At 56.7% G+C, this 19,620-nt stretch carries 20 protein-coding genes; 7 read left to right on the plus strand and 13 right to left on the minus strand.

Annotated elements, in window-relative coordinates; genetic code table 11:
• The first annotated feature begins 7 nt into the window (after window positions 1-7).
• Together tenA and thiC are read left to right on the plus strand one after the other, a co-directional pair.
• Window positions 8-670, plus strand: coding sequence for a thiaminase II (gene tenA, locus ABIE60_RS12780; protein WP_354469894.1), 663 nt, complete (start codon window positions 8-10; stop codon window positions 668-670).
• A 46-nt stretch (window positions 671-716) separates the two neighbouring features.
• Entirely contained in the window at window positions 717-2,606 is a 1,890-nt protein-coding gene (gene thiC, locus ABIE60_RS12785) for a phosphomethylpyrimidine synthase ThiC (protein ID WP_354469895.1), read from the plus strand.
• 27 nt (window positions 2,607-2,633) lie between these two features.
• Here thiC and ABIE60_RS12790 read toward each other — a convergent pair whose 3' ends face one another.
• Window positions 2,634-3,335: a class I SAM-dependent methyltransferase gene (locus ABIE60_RS12790; protein WP_354469897.1), complete on the minus strand. Its 702-nt coding sequence runs from the start codon at window positions 3,333-3,335 to the stop codon at window positions 2,634-2,636.
• A gap of 70 nt (window positions 3,336-3,405) precedes the next feature.
• On the minus strand, window positions 3,406-4,485 hold the full coding sequence (locus tag ABIE60_RS12795; protein ID WP_354469899.1) for a TRAP transporter substrate-binding protein: 1,080 nt from the start codon (window positions 4,483-4,485) through the stop codon (window positions 3,406-3,408).
• Window positions 4,486-4,671: 186 nt separating this feature from the next.
• On the opposite strand from ABIE60_RS12795, the gene ABIE60_RS12800 reads away from it, so the two are divergent.
• The gene (locus ABIE60_RS12800; protein ID WP_091827864.1) at window positions 4,672-5,574 is read left to right on the plus strand and encodes an SIS domain-containing protein; all 903 of its coding nucleotides are present in this window, start codon (window positions 4,672-4,674) and stop codon (window positions 5,572-5,574) included.
• 168 nt (window positions 5,575-5,742) lie between these two features.
• The gene (locus ABIE60_RS12805) at window positions 5,743-5,952 is read left to right on the plus strand and encodes a PA3496 family putative envelope integrity protein (protein ID WP_354469901.1); all 210 of its coding nucleotides are present in this window, start codon (window positions 5,743-5,745) and stop codon (window positions 5,950-5,952) included.
• 45 nt (window positions 5,953-5,997) lie between these two features.
• On the opposite strand, the gene ABIE60_RS12810 is transcribed toward ABIE60_RS12805, so the two are convergent.
• Window positions 5,998-7,488 carry an FMN-binding glutamate synthase family protein gene (locus ABIE60_RS12810; protein WP_354469903.1) on the minus strand — a complete coding sequence of 497 codons (1,491 nt, stop codon included), beginning with the start codon at window positions 7,486-7,488 and terminating at the stop codon, window positions 5,998-6,000.
• Window positions 7,489-7,635: 147 nt separating this feature from the next.
• Between ABIE60_RS12810 and ABIE60_RS12815 the strand changes: the two genes are divergently transcribed.
• Together ABIE60_RS12815 and ABIE60_RS12820 are read left to right on the plus strand one after the other, a co-directional pair.
• Window positions 7,636-8,259, plus strand: coding sequence for a PGAP1-like alpha/beta domain-containing protein (locus ABIE60_RS12815; protein WP_354469905.1), 624 nt, complete (start codon window positions 7,636-7,638; stop codon window positions 8,257-8,259).
• Window positions 8,260-8,360: 101 nt separating this feature from the next.
• Complete coding sequence (locus ABIE60_RS12820) at window positions 8,361-8,798, plus strand: YbaN family protein (protein WP_354469907.1); 438 nt, start codon at window positions 8,361-8,363, stop codon at window positions 8,796-8,798.
• 64 nt (window positions 8,799-8,862) lie between these two features.
• Here the strand turns inward: ABIE60_RS12820 and glmS are convergent, their stop codons facing one another.
• A complete protein-coding gene (gene glmS / locus ABIE60_RS12825; protein WP_354469909.1) occupies window positions 8,863-10,689 on the minus strand; it encodes a glutamine--fructose-6-phosphate transaminase (isomerizing) in 1,827 nt (608 codons plus the stop codon).
• A gap of 2 nt (window positions 10,690-10,691) precedes the next feature.
• Entirely contained in the window at window positions 10,692-12,059 is a 1,368-nt protein-coding gene (gene glmU / locus ABIE60_RS12830) for a bifunctional UDP-N-acetylglucosamine diphosphorylase/glucosamine-1-phosphate N-acetyltransferase GlmU (protein WP_354470021.1), read from the minus strand.
• A gap of 123 nt (window positions 12,060-12,182) precedes the next feature.
• Between glmU and ABIE60_RS12835 the strand changes: the two genes are divergently transcribed.
• Window positions 12,183-12,923 carry a TrmB family transcriptional regulator gene (locus ABIE60_RS12835; RefSeq protein ID WP_354469911.1) on the plus strand — a complete coding sequence of 247 codons (741 nt, stop codon included), beginning with the start codon at window positions 12,183-12,185 and terminating at the stop codon, window positions 12,921-12,923.
• 58 nt (window positions 12,924-12,981) lie between these two features.
• Here ABIE60_RS12835 and ABIE60_RS12840 read toward each other — a convergent pair whose 3' ends face one another.
• From ABIE60_RS12840 to atpB, 8 genes are all read right to left on the minus strand, one after another.
• Complete coding sequence (locus tag ABIE60_RS12840) at window positions 12,982-13,407, minus strand: F0F1 ATP synthase subunit epsilon (RefSeq protein WP_354469913.1); 426 nt, start codon at window positions 13,405-13,407, stop codon at window positions 12,982-12,984.
• A 33-nt stretch (window positions 13,408-13,440) separates the two neighbouring features.
• Window positions 13,441-14,838 (minus strand): F0F1 ATP synthase subunit beta, encoded by a 1,398-nt coding sequence (atpD, locus tag ABIE60_RS12845; RefSeq protein ID WP_354469915.1) that lies wholly within the window; start codon window positions 14,836-14,838, stop codon window positions 13,441-13,443.
• A gap of 37 nt (window positions 14,839-14,875) precedes the next feature.
• Window positions 14,876-15,739: a F0F1 ATP synthase subunit gamma gene (gene atpG / locus ABIE60_RS12850; protein WP_354469917.1), complete on the minus strand. Its 864-nt coding sequence runs from the start codon at window positions 15,737-15,739 to the stop codon at window positions 14,876-14,878.
• A 74-nt stretch (window positions 15,740-15,813) separates the two neighbouring features.
• Window positions 15,814-17,358, minus strand: a complete 1,545-nt coding sequence (atpA, locus tag ABIE60_RS12855; RefSeq protein ID WP_091827875.1) for a F0F1 ATP synthase subunit alpha — start codon at window positions 17,356-17,358, stop codon at window positions 15,814-15,816.
• Between the two features lie 15 nt (window positions 17,359-17,373).
• On the minus strand, window positions 17,374-17,910 hold the full coding sequence (locus tag ABIE60_RS12860) for a F0F1 ATP synthase subunit delta (protein ID WP_091827876.1): 537 nt from the start codon (window positions 17,908-17,910) through the stop codon (window positions 17,374-17,376).
• A gap of 12 nt (window positions 17,911-17,922) precedes the next feature.
• Window positions 17,923-18,393, minus strand: a complete 471-nt coding sequence (locus ABIE60_RS12865) for a F0F1 ATP synthase subunit B (RefSeq protein WP_091827877.1) — start codon at window positions 18,391-18,393, stop codon at window positions 17,923-17,925.
• A gap of 72 nt (window positions 18,394-18,465) precedes the next feature.
• The gene (gene atpE / locus ABIE60_RS12870; protein ID WP_091827878.1) at window positions 18,466-18,693 is read right to left on the minus strand and encodes a F0F1 ATP synthase subunit C; all 228 of its coding nucleotides are present in this window, start codon (window positions 18,691-18,693) and stop codon (window positions 18,466-18,468) included.
• Between the two features lie 85 nt (window positions 18,694-18,778).
• A complete protein-coding gene (gene atpB, locus ABIE60_RS12875) occupies window positions 18,779-19,600 on the minus strand; it encodes a F0F1 ATP synthase subunit A (protein WP_354469919.1) in 822 nt (273 codons plus the stop codon).
• Window positions 19,601-19,620 lie beyond the last annotated feature (20 nt).

Raw genomic sequence — 19,620 nt, forward strand, 5'->3', positions numbered from 1 at the left:
GAAGCGCATGTCCCTGTATGAACAGTTGAAGGCCCAATGCATTGATGACTGGAACACCTATATACAACACGACTTTGTGCGCCAGCTTGGACAGGGAACCTTGCCCAGGGAATGTTTCCAGCATTACCTGAAGCAGGATTACCTGTTTCTGATCCAGTTCAGCCGCGCCTGGGGCCTGGCGGTATTCAAGAGCGAAGACCTGACCAGCATGCGCTACGCCCAGTCAGGCCTCAACGCCATGCTGGATACCGAGATCGGTCTGCATGTGGATTACTGCCGCGACTGGGGCATCAGCGAAGAGCAGCTGCAGGCACTGCCGGAAGCATCCGCCACCGTCGCCTACACCCGCTATGTACTGGATGCCGGCTTCGCCGGTGATCTGCTCGACCTGCACGTGGCACTGGCGCCCTGCATCATCGGCTATGCGGAGATCGCCAACTGGCTGGCCGCACAGCCGGATACTCTGCGTGAAGGCAATCCGTACAACGCCTGGATCGAGATGTACCTGAGCGAGGAATACCAGCAGGCCGCCGCGACTGAGCGTGAGCTGCTGGACAGGCTGGGGCAGAACCTGCCCGCCAACCGACAGGCTGCACTGGAAAAGCGTTTCCGTACCGCCACCCGCATGGAAGTCAGCTTCTGGCAGATGGGCCTGGATCTGGCCGATTAAGCCCCCCTTGCCATGCAAATATACAACGATAAAACCGGAGAGTGAGATGAGTACCCAACAACCGAGTTCTACGCCCCTCAACCAGAGCGCACAGGTCGACAAGGACTCCGTGCAGCCCTTCCCCCGATCACGCAAGGTCTATGTCGAGGGCAGCCGCCCCGATATCCGCGTGCCGATGCGCGAAATCACCCTGGATGACACGCCTACCGATATGGGTGGCGAGAAGAACGATCCGCTGTACGTCTACGACACCTCCGGTCCCTACACCGACCCGAACGCCTGCATCGACGTGCGCAAGGGGCTGGCACCGCTGCGTGAAAACTGGATTCTGGAGCGTGACGACACCGAGCAGCTGGACGGTCTGACCTCCGAATACGGTCGCGCCCGCGCCGCCGACCTGCGTCTGGATGAACTGCGTTTCGAGCTGACCCGCCAGCCGCGTCGCGCCAAGCCCGGAAAGAACGTGACCCAGCTGCACTACGCGCGTCAGGGGATCATCACCCCGGAGATGGAATACATCGCCATCCGCGAGAACATGAAACTGGCCAAGGCCAAGGCGGAAGGCAACGTGGTTGCCGAGCAGCACCCGGGCCACAACTTCGGTGCCTATCTGCCGGAGGAGATCACGCCGGAATTCGTGCGTCAGGAAGTGGCCGAAGGCCGCGCCATTATCCCCTGCAACATCAACCACCCGGAGCTGGAGCCGATGATCATCGGCCGCAACTTCCTGGTGAAGATCAACGGCAACATCGGCAACTCGGCACTGGGATCTTCCATCGAGGAAGAGGTCGCCAAAATGACCTGGGGCACCCGCTGGGGCTCAGACACCATCATGGACCTGTCCACCGGCAAAAACATCCATGAAACCCGTGAGTGGATTCTGCGCAACTCGCCGGTGCCGATCGGTACGGTGCCGATCTATCAGGCGCTGGAGAAGGTCAACGGCGTCGCCGAAGACCTGAACTGGGAGGTATTCCGCGACACCCTGATCGAACAGGCAGAACAGGGCGTGGACTACTTCACCATCCACGCGGGCGTGCTGCTGCGCTACGTACCGCTGACCGCCAAGCGCATGACCGGTATCGTCTCCCGCGGCGGCTCCATCATGGCGAAGTGGTGCCTGGCTCATCATGAGGAAAACTTCCTCTACACCCACTTCGAAGAGATCTGCGAGATCTGCAAGGCTTACGATGTGGCGTTTTCACTCGGAGACGGCCTGCGTCCGGGCTCGGTTTACGACGCCAACGACGCTGCTCAGTTCGCCGAGCTGGAAACCCTGGGCGAACTGACCAAGATCGCCTGGCAGCACGATGTGCAGGTGATGATCGAAGGCCCGGGCCACGTGCCGATGCACATGATCAAGGAGAACATGGACAAGCAGCTGAAGGAGTGCCACGAAGCGCCCTTCTATACGCTGGGCCCATTGACCACTGACATCGCGCCAGGCTACGACCACATCACCTCCGGTATCGGCGCGGCGATGATCGGCTGGTACGGCTGTGCCATGCTCTGCTATGTGACGCCGAAGGAGCATCTGGGCCTGCCCAACAAGGATGACGTCAAGACCGGCATCATCACCTACAAGATCGCCGCACATGCCGCCGACCTGGCGAAAGGCCACCCCGGTGCGCAGATCCGCGACAACGCCATGTCCAAGGCGCGTTTCGAGTTCCGCTGGGAAGACCAGTTCAACATCGGCCTGGACCCGGACACCGCCCGCGCCTATCACGATGAAACATTGCCGAAGGAATCCGCCAAGGTGGCGCACTTCTGCTCCATGTGCGGACCCAAGTTCTGCTCCATGAAGATCTCTCAGGAGGTCCGCGAGCTGGACGAGGCGCAAGTGGCGGCAATAAATGCGCAGGCAGAGCAGGGAATGAAACAGAAGTCGGAAGAGTTCAAGGACAGCGGCGCCGAGATCTATCACAAGGTGTGACGGCTACTCGGCTGTGGTGCGCCAGGCCTACAAAGGCCTGCGCGCTGCGATCTCTACCGCTCGACCGCTGCGGATTGATTCATCCGCCAGCACTTCGTAGCCGGTCAAACTCAGCAGCGCCAGCAGGTCGTAATCGTGGTAGCGGTTGTGTTCAAAATAGTCCTCGAACAGTGCCGCCATCGCTTTCGCGTCCTGTTTTTCATCCAGCCGGTCAAGGCCAAACTTGTGGGTGAGGAAACTGCCCAGGGGCTGGCGCACCATATCGATCAGGATCAGCACTCCACCCGGCTTGAGCCAGGCATGCAGTTGCTGCAGCAGCACCAGCGGCTGGTGCAGTTCGTGGAACAGGCGGTTGGCCAACGCTACATCAATGGATTCGGCTTCAAACAGCTCCGCCGGCGGGTCATTCAGATCGGCCACACGGATGCTGAAATCGTAGTCGTCGTCACAGGCCTGCTCCAGCATGTAGGGTGCCGCCTCCACTCCGACCAGATCCAGCTCAGGGCCGGTCAGCGACAGGTCACGCAGAAACAGTCCCGGGCCACAGCCCAGATCCACCACCCTGCTGCCGTCCCCCAGCACAGGCTCTGCGTGCTCGGCCCAAAAGCGGCGGAACAGATCATCATGGTTGCGCGCATGCCCTTCCAGTGTTCGCTGAGCCGCCACCGAGCCATCACCACCGTGGTGACGGGTCAGATAGTCCCTCAGGGCTTGAAGTTGATCCGACATTGGGTCCTCCCAAAAGACAAGGCCGGACAATGCCCGGCCTTGAATCCTCTTCAGTTCAGCAGCTCGAAGATCAGCTCAGTGAGCGACCGTTGATATAGGCCTGCTCGGCAACAGCCGTCCATTTTTCAACCTGATCCCGGTAGGCCACGAAGGAGTCATATACTTTCTTGGTGATGGCATCCTTCTGCGCTTCTTCCGCCACCACTTCGTCAGAAATTTCACGCAGCCTGCGCATGACATCTTCCGGGAAGTTGCGCAGTTCAACACCGTGCTCGTTCACCAGCTGATCAAGGGCCCGGTTATTCTTCACCATGGATTCGGCCAGCATATCCTGGTTGGCTACCCGCAGGGCCGCACGCACAATTGCCTGCAGATCATCGGGCAGAGCCTCAAACGCTTCCTTGTTGATGAAGCATTCCAGCGTGGTACCCGGCTCATGCCAGCCCGGGTAATAGTAGTATTTGGCCGCCTTGTGCAGGCCGAACGCCAGGTCGTTGTATGGGCCAACCCACTCGGTAGCATCGATGGCACCGGACTGCAGTGACGGGAAGATTTCGCCGCCGGGCAGCAGTACCGGGGTACCGCCAGCGCGCTTGAGCACTTCACCGCCCAGACCCGGAATACGCATTTTCAGACCCTTGAGGTCTTCGACGCTGTTGATTTCCTTGTTGAACCAGCCGCCCATCTGTACCCCGGTGTTACCGGCCGCGCCAGCTATCAAGCCAAACTGGTCATATACTTCCTGCCACAGTTCCATGCCACCACCGTGGTAGAGCCAGCCGTTCATCTCCTGTGCGGTAAGGCCAAACGGCACCGCCGAGAAAAACTGCGCTGCCGTACTCTTGCCCTTCCAGTAATAGGCAGCACCATGGCCCATTTCCGCCGTCCCACGGGAAACGGCATCAAAGATCTCCAGCGCACCGACCAGTTCACCGGCACCGTACACCTTCACTTCAATGCGGCCATTGGTCATCTGCTTGATCATGTCGGCCAGATAGTTGGCCCCGGTGCCCAGGCCCGGGAAGTTTTTCGGCCAGGTCGTGACCATCTTCCATTTGTATTCCGGCGCGGCCATCGCATTGCCGGATACCAGAGCACCGGCTGCGACTGTAGCGGCGCCAGCACCCTGAATGAATTGTCTGCGTTTCACGGCTCTTATTCCTTATGCTTTATAATTTGTTGTTAAGCGCGGATAACGCATTTGAAATTAGCATGCTCTCATACAGGCTGCAATTCCCTGTATATACAGGCCGGAGCGGCACTTGAGCAGCATTGGGCCGATACCGCTTTCATTGTTATACTCCTGATCTTCTGCTGATAATCGGATGTGACGGAGATGAACTCCTTCAACCTGCTCAAATCAATTGCCGAAGCCCGCTCCGACCTGCGCAAGTCGGAACAGAAAGTGGCTGACTATGTATTGGCCAACCCCAATGACGTAATTCACATGCGCATTGTTGATCTGGCATCTGAAGCTCAGGTCAGTGAGCCTACGGTGGTGCGCTTCTGTCGCGCGCTGGATTACGATGGCTTTCAGGACTTCAAACTGACGCTGGCCCAGGGTCTGGCCAGCAATGCCAGCTATGAACAGTTCTCGCTCGATTCCAAGGATACGGTGATCGAGTTCAAGCAGAAGATCTTCGACTCCATGATCGGCAACCTGATCAACATCCGTGATCAGCTTGATCCCGGCACCCTGGAAGAGGCGATCGACTGTCTGGCAAAGGCCAATCGGGTCGAGTTTTACGGTTTCGGTGCATCGGCACCGGTCTGTGCCGATGCCCAGCACAAGTTTTATCGTCTGATGGTATCGGCAGCCGCCTATTCCGACCCCCACATGCAGACCATTTCGGCCCTGACACTGGGTGAAGGTGATGCGGTTGTAGCCATTTCCCAGACCGGCCGTACCAAGGACCTGCTGCATACGGTCAAACTGGTGAAGGACAAGGGCGCAACCGTGATTACCCTCTGTCCGGGCAACACCCCCCTTGCCGACCTGGCAACCATTCCCATTCATGTTGATGTGGAAGAGGACAAGGATCTGAGCACGCTGATGTCTTCTCGCGTGGTGCATCTGGTGATCATTGATGTACTGGCCGTTGGCGTAGCCATGAAACTGGGACCGGTCCTGCTGGATCACCTCAAGACCATCAAGCGAAGTCTGCGCAGCCTGCGCCAGAACGATAAGCGGATTCCCACCCTGCGCCGCGGATCAGACAGCGAGGATGACGGCGAATAGAGCCGTCATTCATCTCGCTGCAACACGCAGCCTCTACCCTGACTGCATACCGGTGATTTGAAATTCGGCGCCGGTTAGGGTAAATAAAAAACTCCTGGAGTGTTTGCTGTCATCGGACAGACACCTTCTGTCTCCCGATAGCGGCAACCCTGAGATCGGAGAGAGGCTATGCTGATACGGAAAGAACAGGATCTGGACCCGATTCAGACTGAAGTTTTCGACATCATGGTTGGATACGATGTCGAACAGAAAAATCGGCGCAAGCAGCACGCAACCAAGCGCCTGCTGGAAGCGCGCCGGGCGATTGAGCGTCATCAGGAAGAAAAGGAACTGATGACCTGGCTGGACCGGGAATCCTGGTTCGAAGACGAGCACTGAACAAACGAAGAAGCCAGCGATTTGCTGGCTTCATGCGTTCTGCCCTCAGGAACGGGGGTAGAGGATATTCAGCGGCACAGAACCACCGCCATCCACCACGACGGCAGCATGTTCGCGCGTAAGCTGGCGCGGCTCAGCCACCCCGCAGGCATGAGCAATCAGCTCAACTTCATGTACCAGGTTGTGGTGGAAGCTCGCGACCCTGGCCGCCTTCACATCCGGTACCAGGCCTTTGTGCAGCTTGGGGTTATGGGTGGTAATGCCGGTAGGACAGGTGTTCTTGTTGCATTGCAAAGCCTGCACGCAGCCCAGTGCAAACATGAAGCCTCGTGCGGTCACGACAAAGTCTGCCCCCAGGCAGATTGCCGCCGCCACATCGGTCGGGTTGATCAACTTGCCGGATGCGATCACCCGCACACGGTTGCGCAGGTTATGCTGGGTGAGCTTATTGACCAACAGCGGCAGACTTTCGCGCAGCGGCAGGCCAACACTATCCATCAGCGGCATGGGCGCTGCTCCGGTGCCACCATCGGCACTGTCCAGAGTAATAAAGTCCGGCGCCGACTCGCTGCCACGGTTCAAAACAGCCTCGCAGAATGCATCCAGCCAATCCGTGCTGCCCAGCACCAGCTTGAACCCAACCGGCTTGCCGGTGACTTCACGTACATGCGCAATGAAATCCAGCAGGTCTTCGATACTGGCGATTTCCGGATGACGGTTGGGGCTGATCGAGGCCTGCCCCTCCGGGATGCCACGTGCCTCGGCAATCTCGGCTGTTACCTTGTCACCCGGCAGGATGCCTCCCTTGCCCGGTTTGGCGCCCTGACTCAGCTTGATTTCGAACATTTTAACCTGCTCAATCTCGGCCACTTTCGCCAAACGCGCATCATCGAGCCGTCCTTGCTCATTCCTGACCCCGTACTTGGCGGTACCGATCTGAAACACGATATCGCAGCCTCCGGTCAAGTGATGCTTCGACAAAGCACCTTCACCGGTGTTCATCCAGCAACCCGCTTGTGCCGCTCCCATTGACAGTGCCTGTACTGCCGGTGCCGACAGGGCACCAAAGCTCATGCCCGAAATATTGAAAAAGGATGGTGCATCGTAAGGGTGGCGACAGTAGGGCCCTATCCGCATCGGCTGAGTAGTGGCCGCATCTTCACTCAGTGTTGGGAAGGGGCAGTTCAGGAAATAGTAGGTGCCAGGCTTGCGCAGATCCCGTGTGGAACCAAAGGCCACCGTGTTATCGATATTTTTTGCGGCACGGTACACCCAAGAGCGCTGCGCACGGTTAAATGGCATCTCCTCACGGTCCATGGCAAAGAAGTACTGACGGAAAAATTCGCCCAGTGTTTCAAACAGATAACGGAACCGCCCCAGCAAAGGATAGTTGCGTCGTATGGTATGTGCCGTCTGACGCTTGTCTACCTGGTACATAACCACGCCGACAATGAGCAGGGCAACGATCAGCAACAACACGATGACACCAATAAGCGCAATAAAGTCGATCGCCAGCATGAAGATGGTTTCGTTCATTTCAGTCCCTGTCAGCCTGGTTGGTGCTGCCTATCCTACCGTTCAGACAGACGAACAGCCATGGTCTGGCACGGCAAAAGGCGGTCTTTCCTCTGTTTCCCTGAAGGGTTAAGCTGAGTCGAACAGTTGGATGGAGCCACTGCCGTTATGCACGTACAAAAAGTTGTGGTGTTGCACGGTCTCTACATGTCAGGGCTGGTGATGCGCCCTCTGTGCCGACGCCTGCAGAAACAGGGCTATCAGACGCTCAACCTGACCTACAACACGCTTTCGCCCGATCTGGATGGCATCTGCGCACGCATCGATCAGTTCATCGACAAAACGCCCACCGCTTTCGTCTGCCACTCCATGGGAGGTCTGATTGCACGGCGTTACCTTGAACGTAACAGCGAGCCAAGCCAATGGGTCGACCCGGTCATCACGCTGGGTACTCCGCACAAGGGCAGTCATCTGGCGCGTGAAATTCATGATTCCAGGTTTAGGGGAATGCTTAAGAACAGCATCGAGTATCTGTTGGCCGACAATCATCACTGGCCCTTTAAAGCCCGGCTGTACAGCATCGCGGGGGACCTGCCTGTGGGGCTGATGCCTTTGCTGAGCAGGGATTCAAAATCCGACGGGACCGTCCTGATTGATGAAACCCGTGTCACCGGCATGACCGAGCACAAGGTATTTCCCCTCACCCACACCAGTCTGATCTACTCACGCCGGGTACTGAATTACATTGTTGAAACACTGCAGCGGCCAACCTCGGCTGAGGCAGGTGATTGAGTTGAGCTATGGCAAGCAGCGGGCTTTTAAATTGTCCTTCCGCTGAGGGTTGGCCCATTATCTATAATACTGAATGGGTACAAAAGAGCGGAGTAGCAGCCATGCCACCAGCCAGGCAACACACCAGACCGACGTCCAGCCGACTGCGCTGGGTCTGGCATCTGCTGACCTGGCTGTGCATTGTACTGGCACTGGCAGGAGCCGTGTTACCCGGCCTTCCAACCACCATTTTTGTCTTGATCGCTGCCTGGAGCGCTTCACGCTGTTCTCCACGCCTGCATCAGTGGCTCAGGGAGCACCGCCTGCTGGGCCCCAGTCTGAGAAACTGGGAACAGGGCGGCCATATTGATCGGCGTACCAAGTGGATTGCCAGTGCCGGCATGTTCGGTGCCATGTGCATTGTGTTGCTCAGTTTCAGCCATCCGGTATTGCTGGGCACTATACTGATCCTCATCGCCACGGGGGCTCTGGTGGTCTGGTCACGACCGGAGCCGGCCATGCATGAGCGCCCCTGGCGCAACTCCCGGGATTCCGCATAGGCTGCAGATACAAAAATGCCCTGCACAAGGCAGGGCATTTCAGGCTAAGTCACGCCAATACACTCTATTCCACCGTCACACTCTTGGCCAGATTACGAGGCTGATCCACGTCCGTGCCCTTGAGAACGGCTACGTGATACGACAGCAATTGCAATGGCAATGTAAAGGCTATCGGATCCAGTATGGCGGGCATCTCGGGCAGATGAATCACATGCACCCCTTCCTCCGGCTGGATGCTCTGCTCACAACCGGCAAACACAAACAGCTCACCACCTCGCGCACGCACTTCCTGCAGATTGGCCTTGAGCTTGTCCAGCATGCCATTGCGGGGCGCCACCGCGATCACCGGCATATCCTTGTCTACCAGTGCCAGCGGACCATGTTTGAGCTCGCCAGCCGGGTAAGCTTCGGCATGAATGTAGGAGATCTCCTTCAACTTGAGAGCCCCTTCCATTGCCACCGGATAAAGGCTGTTGCGGCCCAGGAAAAGCGCATGGCGCTTCTCGGCAAAGTGCGTCGACATCTGCTCAATCGCCCCGTCCAGCTGCAGCAGCTGCTGCAGCAGTTCAGGCAGCTGTTGCAGGGCAGCTATCAGCTCTGCCTCCCGCGCTTGAGTCAGATTATGACGACGCCCCAAAGCGATGGTGGTCAGCAACAGCGCAACCAGCTGAGACGTAAACGCCTTGGTGGAGGCCACGCCAATCTCGGGTCCTGCGTTGGTCATCAGGCTCAAGTCAGACTCGCGCACCAGTGAGCTGCCCGGCACGTTGCAGATTGCCAGCGTGGCCAGCACTCGATCCTTCACCTCACGCAGCGCCGCCAGGGTATCGGCCGTCTCGCCGGACTGGGACAGGGTCAGCAGTAGCGTACCCTCGGGCAGCACTACCGGGCGATAACGGAATTCACTGGCCACTTCAACCATGCAGGGGATGCCCACCAGATCCTCGATCCAGTATTTGGCGACCATGCCGGCATGGTAGCTGGTACCACAGGCCACGATTTGCACCTGTTTAACCTGGTCGAAAACCTCACTTGCACCACTGCCAAACGCCTGCTCCAACAGGTGACCCGAGGCGGTACGCCCTTCCAGTACCGCCTGCATTACGCGTGGCTGCTCGTATATCTCCTTGAGCATGAAGTGACGAAACTCGCCCTTGTCAGCATTGCCCAAGCCATGCTCGAAGGTGGTTACGGCACGTTCGACCGATTGACCCAGGGCATCAAACACCTGAATCTGCTCCGCCTCAAGCACCGCAATGTCGCCATCCTCAAGAAACATGAAACGGTCGGTCACCGGCAGCAATGCAAGCTGGTCAGACGCGATAAAGTTTTCACCGATTCCCACCCCGATCACCAGCGGACTGCCCTTGCGAGCGGTCAGTAACTGCTCCGGGCTGTCGGCGTGAATCACGCCAAGGGCAAACGCACCTTCCAGATGGCTCAGCGTTTGGCGCAGCGCATCCACCAGGCCCAAGCCCTGCTGCAGCTCTCGGTCCAGCAGGTGTGCCACCACTTCAGTATCGGTTTCCGAGGTGAAGACATACCCCTGTTGCTGCAATTCACGCTTGAGCGGCTCAAAGTTTTCGATAATGCCATTGTGCACTACGGCAAGACGCTCGCCGGACATATGTGGGTGGGCATTCTGTTCCGAGGGTTTACCGTGCGTGGCCCAGCGCGTGTGAGCAATACCCAGGTTACCACTCAACGGCTGCTGCTCGCAGGCATCCGCCAACGCCTGTACCTTGCCGATGCGGCGCAGACGGCTGATCTGGCCCTGGTCCAGCACCGCCATGCCGGCAGAATCATAGCCACGGTATTCAAGTCGACGCAGACCTTCCAGCAGAATACCCGCCACGGAGCGCGCCGCGATGGCGCCTACAATTCCACACATGCTCAGGATCCTTTTTTCTGCGGGCGCGCCCAGTTATCAATATTGATCTGCTTGCCACGGGCTACAGCCAGCTGGTTGTCGGCCACGGCTTTGGTCACGGTAGAACCTGCACCAATTGTTGCTCCGGCACCGACTTCGACCGGTGCTACCAGCGAACTGTTGGAACCGATAAAGGCGCCATCGCCGATGCGGGTCAACGACTTGTTAACACCATCATAGTTGCATGTGATGGTGCCGGCCCCCACATTGACCCCACGGCCAATATCGGCATCGCCAATATAGGTCAGATGGTTGATTTTGGAGCCCTCACCGATACGGGCCTTCTTGGTTTCGACAAAATTGCCGATCTTGCCACCTTTGGCCAGCTCGGTTCCGGGACGCAGGCGGGCAAAGGGACCGATCTGGGCGTTATCACCTACAGTCGCACCATCAATCATCGAGTTGGCCTCGATGCGACTTCCGGCACCGATCACCGCATTGCGGATAAGGCAGTTGGGGCCAATTTCAACACCATCGCCCAGCACCACATCGCCTTCGAATACCACGTTGATATCGATCAGCACGTCGCGCCCGGCTTTAAGCTCGCCACGGATATCGATGCGAGCGGGATCAGCCAAAGTCACGCCTTCAGCCATCAGTGCTTCAGCCTGCTGACGCTGATACCAGCGCTCCAGCTGGGCCAGCTGCTGACGGTTGTTGACACCCTGCACCTCCTGCTCCGCATCCGGCTGGATGGCACGTACTCGCATGCCCTCTTCAGCTGCCATCGCGATCACATCGGTGAGGTAGTATTCGCCCTGGGCATTATTGGCGGACAGGCGCGGCAGCCATTCATGCAGCGCCGCTGACGGCAACGCCAGAATGCCGGTGTTGACCTCGCGGATCAGCTTTTGCTGTTCGCTGGCATCCTTGTGTTCAACAATCGCCACCACATCATCAACGGCATTGCGAATGATGCGACCATAACCGACCGGATCATCCAGGTTCACTGTCAGCAGCCCCAGATCACCCTGGGCCGCTATTTTGACCAGCTGCTGCAGGGTTTCCGGTCGGGTCAGCGGCACATCGCCATAGAGTACCAGCACCACCGAATCCTGACCGATGGCCGGCATCGCCTGAGCCACGGCATGTCCAGTCCCCAACTGCTCACGCTGCCAGACCAGGTTTAATCCCTGGTCCGCCATTGCCTGTTCGACCTGCTCACCACCGTGACCGATCACCACATGCAGCGCTTCAGCCTGAAGCGCCCGAACGCGGTCAATGACATGTTGCAGCATCGGCTTTCCTGCCAGTCGATGCATCACTTTCGGCAATGCCGATTTCATGCGGCTGCCCTGTCCGGCGGCCAGAATCACTACATCCGTTTTCATCATCCACAACTTGTCGGTTTGCGGCCCTGACATCGGTCACGGCTCATTGATTCAAGAGTTGTCAGGCACTTTAGCGTATACTCGAAATCGATCAATCCTTTTTGTCACTCAAAAATTGACAATATGAACCAGCAGATTTTTGAACAACTCGGCCTGAGTGAACGTGATATCAGCATTTACAAGGCCTTGCTTGCATTGGGACCCAGTGCCATCCGAACCGTAGCTGAACGCGCGGGTGTCAATCGCGGGACAACCTATGAATGTCTTAAAAGCCTGCAGCAACGTGGAGTGGTCACCTATCTGCCCAAGGGCAAGCGCCGCTATTTTTCGGCACGAGAACCAGAGGTGTTGCTGCAGCTGGCACAGGAACGACGCGAACAGCTCGATCAGGCGATCAGCCAGCTCAAAAGCAGTGTGATTCCCGAACTTCACCATCTGAAACCGGAATTCAGCATTGCCAACGTCGAGTTTTATGAAGGCGATGCCGGGATTGAGCAGGTCCTGCGTGATATTCTCAACCGTGTCGGCGATCAGGATGACCCTGTCTATTCGGTGTTTTCATCCAAACCGATTCGACCGCTGCTCTACCGCCCCTTTCCCAACTTCACGGCCCAGCGGGTTGCACGCAAAATTCGGGTACGCGTTATTGCCATCGGCGAAGGGGGAGAAAGTGCGGAGTACTCGGAACGCAAGTGGATTCGTACCGAAGGCGCCGTGGATGCCGCCTATATTGCGATTTACCCGCCCCGCTGCGCCATCATTTCGCTGGCGTCTGACAATTACCCCACGGCAGTGGTCATTGACTCGCGAGAAGTGGCAGGCGCACAACAGATCATTTTCAATACGCTGTGGGGACTGCTGTAACCCCTATAAAAAAAAGCAGCCCGAAGGCTGCTTTTCTGGTGTCGCCAAAGAACCGCGTTTACTTGCCGGTCTTGCGACGGATCTGCTGCAGAGTACGAAGCTGCGCAGCAGCTTCAGCCAGCTGAGCTGCAGCACGGGTGTATTCGAACTCACCGGTTTTATCAGCCATCGCGTGTTCTGCGTGTTTCTGTGCTTCAAGAGCAGCAGCTTCACTCAAATCACCGGCACGCAGTGCGGTATCCGCCAACACTGTTACCTTGTATGGCTGTACTTCGATGAAGCCACCGGAGACGTAAAATACATCTTCCTCACCGCCCTGCTTGCGCAGCTCGACAGGGCCTGGTTTCAGTTCCGTCAGAAGCGGAGCGTGACCCGGGTAAATACCCAGGTCACCCAGGCTACCTGTCACGGAGACAAACTCGATAAGGCCGGAGAAGATCTCCTCTTCCGCGCTTACGATGTCACAATGAACAGTCATAGCCATCTTGATTACCTCTTGAAAGGTTCCGCCTGGAACTTACAGGCCCTTCGCTTTCTCAACAGCTTCGTCGATGGTGCCAACCATGTAGAACGCCTGTTCCGGCAGGTGATCATATTCACCTTTCAGAATGCCGTCGAAGCCACGGATGGTTTCCTTCAGAGACACGTATTTACCCGGAGAACCGGTGAATACTTCGGCCACGAAGAACGGCTGAGACAGGAAGCGCTGAATCTTACGCGCACGGGATACAGTCTGCTTGTCTTCTTCAGACAGCTCGTCCATACCCAGAATCGCGATGATATCCTTCAGCTCCTTGTAGCGCTGCAGGGTCTGCTGAACGCCACGAGCGATATCGTAGTGCTCCTGACCGATAACCAGCGGATCCAGCTGACGAGAGGTGGAGTCCAGCGGGTCGATCGCCGGGTAGATGCCCAGCTCTGCGATCTGACGAGACAGTACTACAGTCGCGTCAAGGTGGGAGAAGGTGGTTGCCGGAGACGGGTCAGTCAAGTCATCCGCCGGTACGTATACCGCTTGGATAGACGTGATGGAACCTGTCTTGGTAGAGGTGATACGTTCCTGCAGAACGCCCATCTCTTCCGCCAGCGTCGGCTGGTAACCTACCGCAGAAGGCATACGACCCAGCAGTGCTGATACTTCGGTACCCGCCAGGGTGTAACGGTAGATGTTGTCGACGAACAGCAGTACGTCACGGCCTTCATCACGGAATTTTTCCGCCATGGTCAGACCGGTCAGAGCTACACGCAGACGGTTACCCGGCGGCTCGTTCATCTGGCCGTAGACCATCGCTACCTTGGACTTGTCGAACTGCTCAACGTTTACAACGCCAGCTTCCTGCATCTCATGGTAGAAGTCGTTACCCTCACGAGTACGCTCACCCACGCCCGCAAATACGGACAGACCGGAGTGCTGAGTCGCGATGTTGTTGATCAGCTCCATCATGTTTACGGTCTTGCCTACACCGGCACCACCGAACAGACCGACCTTACCACCCTTGGCGAACGGGCAAACCAGGTCGATAACCTTGATGCCGGTTTCCAGCAGCTCGTTAGTAGCTGCCTGGTCCGCGTAAGACGGCGCCTTACGGTGGATGGCGTAACGCTCTTCTTCACCGATCGGACCACATTCGTCGATCGGCTCACCCAGAACGTTCATGATACGACCCAGGGTGGCAGTACCGACCGGTACAGATATCGGAGCGCCAGTGTTGGTCGTTTCCAAACCACGGCTCAGACCTTCAGTCTGACCCATGGCAATTGCACGTACGACACCGTCGCCCAGCTGCTGCTGAACTTCCAATGTCAGGCCGGTTTTTTCGACGGTCAATGCGTCGTAAACCTTCGGCACGTTGTCACGCGGGAATTCCACGTCTACAACCGCACCGATAATCTGAACAATACGTCCGCTACTCATGTTCGGATCCTCTTAACTTTTAAACCTGTTCACTGCATCAAACAGCAGCAGCACCACCGACGATCTCGGAAATTTCCTGAGTAATCGCCGCCTGACGAGCCTTGTTGTATACCAGTTGAAGCTCGTCGATCAGGTTGCCGGCGTTGTCGGTTGCATTCTTCATCGCCAGCATTCGGGCTGCCTGTTCACAGGCGTTGTTCTCAACCACGGCCTGATAGACCAGGGACTCGATGTAACGCGTCAGCAGGCCGTTCAACAGCTCCTTCGCGTCCGGTTCGTACAGATAGTCCCAGTGATGGTTGAGCGTCTTTTCATCGTCTTCCGCCTTCAGCGGCAGCAGCTGCTCAACGCTAGGCTTCTGGGTCATGGTGTTCACGAAATCGTTGGATACGATGAACAATTGATCCAGCTTGCCTTCGTCGAAGTTATCCAGCATCACCTTGACCGAACCGATCAGCTGTTCCAGTTCCGGCGCATCGCCGAGACCGCCCTTCGCAGCAACGACGTTACCGCCGTAGTTACGGAAGAAGGTGATTGCCTTAGAGCCCAGTGCACAGATATCGACTTCGATATTCCTGTCGTGGAACTCTTTCATCTTGCTTACAGCTGCCTTGAACGCATTCACGTTCAAACCGCCACAGAGGCCACGGTCGGATGCCACAATAATGAAGCCGACACGTTTGACCTCACGCTCCTGCATGTAGAGGTGCTTGTATTCAGGGTTGGCTTTCGCCAGGTGCTGAATAACACCACGGATGCTCTGGGCGTACGGACGGGAAGACTGCATGCGATCCTGGGCTTTACGCATCTTCGACGCAGCAACCATTTCCATGGCGCTGGTGATTTTGCGCGTGCTGCCGATGCTCGCAATCTGCGTCTTGATCTCTTTTCCGACTGCCATAGTTCCGCCTATTAAACTTGAATCAGTATTGGACCGGCCGGTGTATCTGGCCGGTCACCAGCTCTGACGAGCAATTACCAAGTTTGGGTAGACTTGAACTTCTCGATGCCAGCCTTGAACTGAGCCGCGATTTCGTCGTCGTAACCGCCTTTCTCGTTCACTTTCGCCATCAGATCAGCGTGTTCGCTGTTGAAGTAGGCGACCAGGGCTGCTTCGAATGCACCGATCTTGTCCAGCTCAACACCTTTCAGGAAGCCTTCGTTGGCAGCGTACAGGCTCAGACCCATCTCGGCGACGGACATCGGAGAGTACTGTTTCTGCTTCATCAGCTCGGTTACGGCCTGGCCGTGTTCCAGCTGGTTACGAGTAGCATCATCCAGGTCGGACGCGAACTGCGCGAACGCAGCCAGCTCACGGTACTGAGCCAGTGCCAGACGCACACCGCCACCCAGCTTCTTGATGATCTTGGTCTGGGCAGAACCACCGACTCGGGATACGGACAGACCTGCGTTGATCGCAGGACGTACGCCAGAGTTGAACAGGCTGGCTTCCAGGAAGATCTGGCCATCGGTGATGGAGATTACGTTGGTCGGTACAAACGCAGATACGTCACCACCCTGGGTTTCGATGATCGGCAGCGCGGTCAGAGAACCGGTCTGGCCTTTCACTTCACCTTTGGTGAACTGCTCAACGTAGTCAGCATTTACACGGGACGCACGCTCCAGCAGACGGGAGTGCAAGTAGAATACGTCACCCGGGTAAGCTTCACGGCCCGGCGGACGACGCAGCAGCAGAGAGATCTGACGGTATGCCCAAGCCTGCTTGGTCAGGTCGTCAAATACGATCAGCGCGTCTTCACCGCGGTCACGGAAGTATTCGCCCATGGTCGCACCGGCGTACGGTGCCAGGTACTGCATGGCAGCCGGATCAGCAGCGCCTGCAGCGACAACGATGGTGTGATCCATCGCACCGTGCTCTTCCAGTTTGCGCACCACGTTGGCGATGGTGGACTGCTTCTGTCCGATCGCAACGTAGATACACTTGATGCCGGTACCTTTCTGGTTGATGATCGCGTCGATCGCAATTGCGGTCTTACCGATCTGACGGTCACCGATGATCAGCTCACGCTGGCCACGGCCAACCGGTACCATCGCGTCAATCGCTTTCAGACCGGTCTGAACCGGCTGATCTACGGACTGACGTGCAATTACACCCGGCGCTACCTTCTCAACCGCGTCGGTGAGCTTGGTATTGATCGGCCCCTTGCCATCGATCGGGTTACCCAGCGCGTCAACAACGCGACCAAGCAGTTCCGGACCAACCGGCACTTCAAGAATACGACCGGTACAACGTGCGGTCATGCCTTCGACCAGACCCTGATAGTCGCCCAGTACTACGGCGCCGACAGAGTCGCGCTCCAGGTTCAGTGCCATACCGTAGACACCGCCCGGGAATTCGATCATCTCGCCGTACATAACGTCGGCAAGACCGTGGATCAGGATAATACCATCGGATACGCTGACGATGGTGCCCTCGTTACGGGCTTCAGAAGACACATCAAGTTTCTCGATGCGCTTCTTGAGAATCTCGCTGATCTCAGATGGATTCAGTTGCTGCATTGTTATTCCTCACACTCAGGAATTCATCGCTTCGGCCAGTTTCGCCAGTCGTGCGCGAACGGAACCGTCGATCACAAGGTCATCAGAGCGAACAACCACACCCCCGATGATGGACTTATCCACCTGGGATGTAAGCTTCACTTCACGACCCAACTTGGTGCTGAGGGCCTTGGCCAGTTTCTCCTGCTGTGCATCTTCGAGCGGGAAAGCCGTGGTCAGGTCAACATCGACCTTTTTCTCCAGATTGGCTTTCAGGCGCTCGAACTGCACGGAGATCTCTGGCAGCAGGCTCAGCCGGCCGTTTTCGGCCAACAGACGAACAAAGTTCTTGCCTGCTTCATCCGCCTTGGCATCGAGCACTGACAGTACAACGTCAGCTTTTTGCTCGCCGCTCAGGGACGGATTGCTCAGCACTCGGGTCATCAGGCTGTCACTGGCCGCCATGGCGACAAGTGACAGTGTCTGAGACCATTGATCGAGGTTGCCCTTCTCACGCGCATATTCGAATGCGGCTTTGGTGTAGGGCCGGGCGACTGTATTGAGTTCAGCCATCGTAAACCTCGCTTAAAGCTCAGCTGCCAGTTTCTCAACCAGCTTAGCGTGCGCTTTTTCGTCAACAGAGGCTTCCAGAATCTTTTCAGCACCGGCAATTGCCAGTGTAGCCACCTGAGCGCGCAGTGTTTCGCGTGCACGGTTGACTTCCTGTTCGAGTTCAGCCTGAGCAGATGCTTTCACACGGTCGGCTTCGACACGTGCCTGCTCCTTGGCTTCTTCGATGATCTGGTTAGCCCGCTTGTTGGCCTGTTCAATGATGGCGGCTGCCTCTTCCTTGCTTGCACGCATTCCGTCAGCTGCTTTTTCCTGTGCCAGCTGGAGATCACGTTTAGCACGGTCGGCCGCATCAAGCCCTTCGGCAATCTTCTTCTTACGCTCAGCCAGGGCACCGGTAATCGGTGGCCAGACGTATTTCATACAAAATACGACGAAGAGGAAGAATGCAATGGCCTGACCAATGATGGTGAGATTGATATTCACGCCATTACCTCTCGCGGTTGTCTGTTCAAGTAGTTACCCCCGCAGGGGCGCAGTGCCATTCGAACTACTTAATTAAGCAACAGCGAACAGGACGTACAGACCCAGACCAACACCGATCATCGGGATCGCGTCAACCAGGCCCATTACGATGAAGAACTGAGTACGCAGCAGAGGAACCAGTTCAGGCTGACGAGCAGCACCTTCCAGGAACTTGCCACCCAGGATACCGATGCCGATAGCAGCACCAATAGCACCCAGACCCAGCATCAGCGCAGCAGCGATATACAGCATTGCTTCCATTTTTTCTCTCCAACTATTTTCAAGGTTAAGTTAGTTAGTTTTGCAAAGGTAAATCGGTTGTTCAGTAAACTCTATCCGTTACAACTCAGTGATCATCATGCGCCATGGCGAGGTACACAATTGTCAGCACCATGAAGATGAACGCCTGCAGAGTAATAACCAGGATATGGAAGATCGCCCAGGGTACAGACAGTAGCCACTGCGCCCAAAACGGCAGCAGTGCGATCAGGATGAAGATCATTTCGCCCGCGTACATGTTACCGAACAGTCGCAGTGCCAGTGACACCGGCTTGGCCAACAGACCAACCAGCTCAAGGAACAGGTTGAACGGAGCAAAAATTTTCGGCAGTGGCTGGAGTGAAAGCTCAGCCACGAATCCACCTACACCTTTCTGTTTGATGCTGTAGTAAACGATCAGGGCAAATACGCTGAGTGCCATACCGCCGGTGGCGTTCACATCAGTGGTTGGTACAATTTTCATGTACTCAACGCCCATCTGCGCGAAAATGTAGGGCACCCAGTCGACCGGCACCAGGTCCATCAGGTTCATCAGGAAGATCCAGACAAAGATGGTCAGCGCAAGCGGCGCAATTACCGCACTCTTGTGGTGAAAGATGCTTTTGACGTTGTCATCGATGAACTCGATCAGAGTTTCAACGAAGTTCTGTGCGCCCCCCGGGACACCGGCTGTCATACTCTTGGCTACCTTGCGGAAGAACCAGATAAACAGCAGGCCCAGACCCACAGACCAGAGCATTGTATCGACGTTGATCGCCCAGAAACCCATCTCTGCCGCTTCCTGCGCACCGTGCGCGAAGCTCCAACCGTTTTCGGGATGATTACCGAACGTCAGGTTGGTCAAGTGATGGGAAATGTATTCTGAGGATGTAACTGTTCCACTTGCCATTCTCAGTATCTCTCATTCAA

Source organism: Marinobacterium sp. MBR-109 (assembly GCF_040547565.1).
Taxonomy (GTDB): domain Bacteria; phylum Pseudomonadota; class Gammaproteobacteria; order Pseudomonadales; family Balneatricaceae; genus Marinobacterium.

Excerpts from the sequence above, each read along its gene's own strand:
- tenA (WP_354469894.1), top strand. The coding sequence starts at position 8 with ATGTCCCTGTATGAACAGTTGAAGGCCCAATGCATTGATGACTGGAAC.
- thiC (WP_354469895.1), top strand. The coding sequence starts at position 717 with ATGAGTACCCAACAACCGAGTTCTACGCCCCTCAACCAGAGCGCACAG.
- ABIE60_RS12790 (WP_354469897.1), bottom strand. The coding sequence starts at position 3,335 with ATGTCGGATCAACTTCAAGCCCTGAGGGACTATCTGACCCGTCACCAC.
- ABIE60_RS12800 (WP_091827864.1), top strand. The coding sequence starts at position 4,672 with ATGAACTCCTTCAACCTGCTCAAATCAATTGCCGAAGCCCGCTCCGAC.
- ABIE60_RS12805 (WP_354469901.1), top strand. The coding sequence starts at position 5,743 with ATGCTGATACGGAAAGAACAGGATCTGGACCCGATTCAGACTGAAGTT.
- ABIE60_RS12810 (WP_354469903.1), bottom strand. The coding sequence starts at position 7,488 with ATGAACGAAACCATCTTCATGCTGGCGATCGACTTTATTGCGCTTATT.
- ABIE60_RS12815 (WP_354469905.1), top strand. The coding sequence starts at position 7,636 with ATGCACGTACAAAAAGTTGTGGTGTTGCACGGTCTCTACATGTCAGGG.
- ABIE60_RS12820 (WP_354469907.1), top strand. The coding sequence starts at position 8,361 with ATGCCACCAGCCAGGCAACACACCAGACCGACGTCCAGCCGACTGCGC.
- glmS (WP_354469909.1), bottom strand. The coding sequence starts at position 10,689 with ATGTGTGGAATTGTAGGCGCCATCGCGGCGCGCTCCGTGGCGGGTATT.
- glmU (WP_354470021.1), bottom strand. The coding sequence starts at position 12,059 with ATGAAAACGGATGTAGTGATTCTGGCCGCCGGACAGGGCAGCCGCATG.
- ABIE60_RS12835 (WP_354469911.1), top strand. The coding sequence starts at position 12,183 with ATGAACCAGCAGATTTTTGAACAACTCGGCCTGAGTGAACGTGATATC.
- ABIE60_RS12840 (WP_354469913.1), bottom strand. The coding sequence starts at position 13,407 with ATGGCTATGACTGTTCATTGTGACATCGTAAGCGCGGAAGAGGAGATC.
- atpD (WP_354469915.1), bottom strand. The coding sequence starts at position 14,838 with ATGAGTAGCGGACGTATTGTTCAGATTATCGGTGCGGTTGTAGACGTG.
- atpG (WP_354469917.1), bottom strand. The coding sequence starts at position 15,739 with ATGGCAGTCGGAAAAGAGATCAAGACGCAGATTGCGAGCATCGGCAGC.
- atpA (WP_091827875.1), bottom strand. The coding sequence starts at position 17,358 with ATGCAGCAACTGAATCCATCTGAGATCAGCGAGATTCTCAAGAAGCGC.
- ABIE60_RS12860 (WP_091827876.1), bottom strand. The coding sequence starts at position 17,910 with ATGGCTGAACTCAATACAGTCGCCCGGCCCTACACCAAAGCCGCATTC.
- atpE (WP_091827878.1), bottom strand. The coding sequence starts at position 18,693 with ATGGAAGCAATGCTGTATATCGCTGCTGCGCTGATGCTGGGTCTGGGT.
- atpB (WP_354469919.1), bottom strand. The coding sequence starts at position 19,600 with ATGGCAAGTGGAACAGTTACATCCTCAGAATACATTTCCCATCACTTG.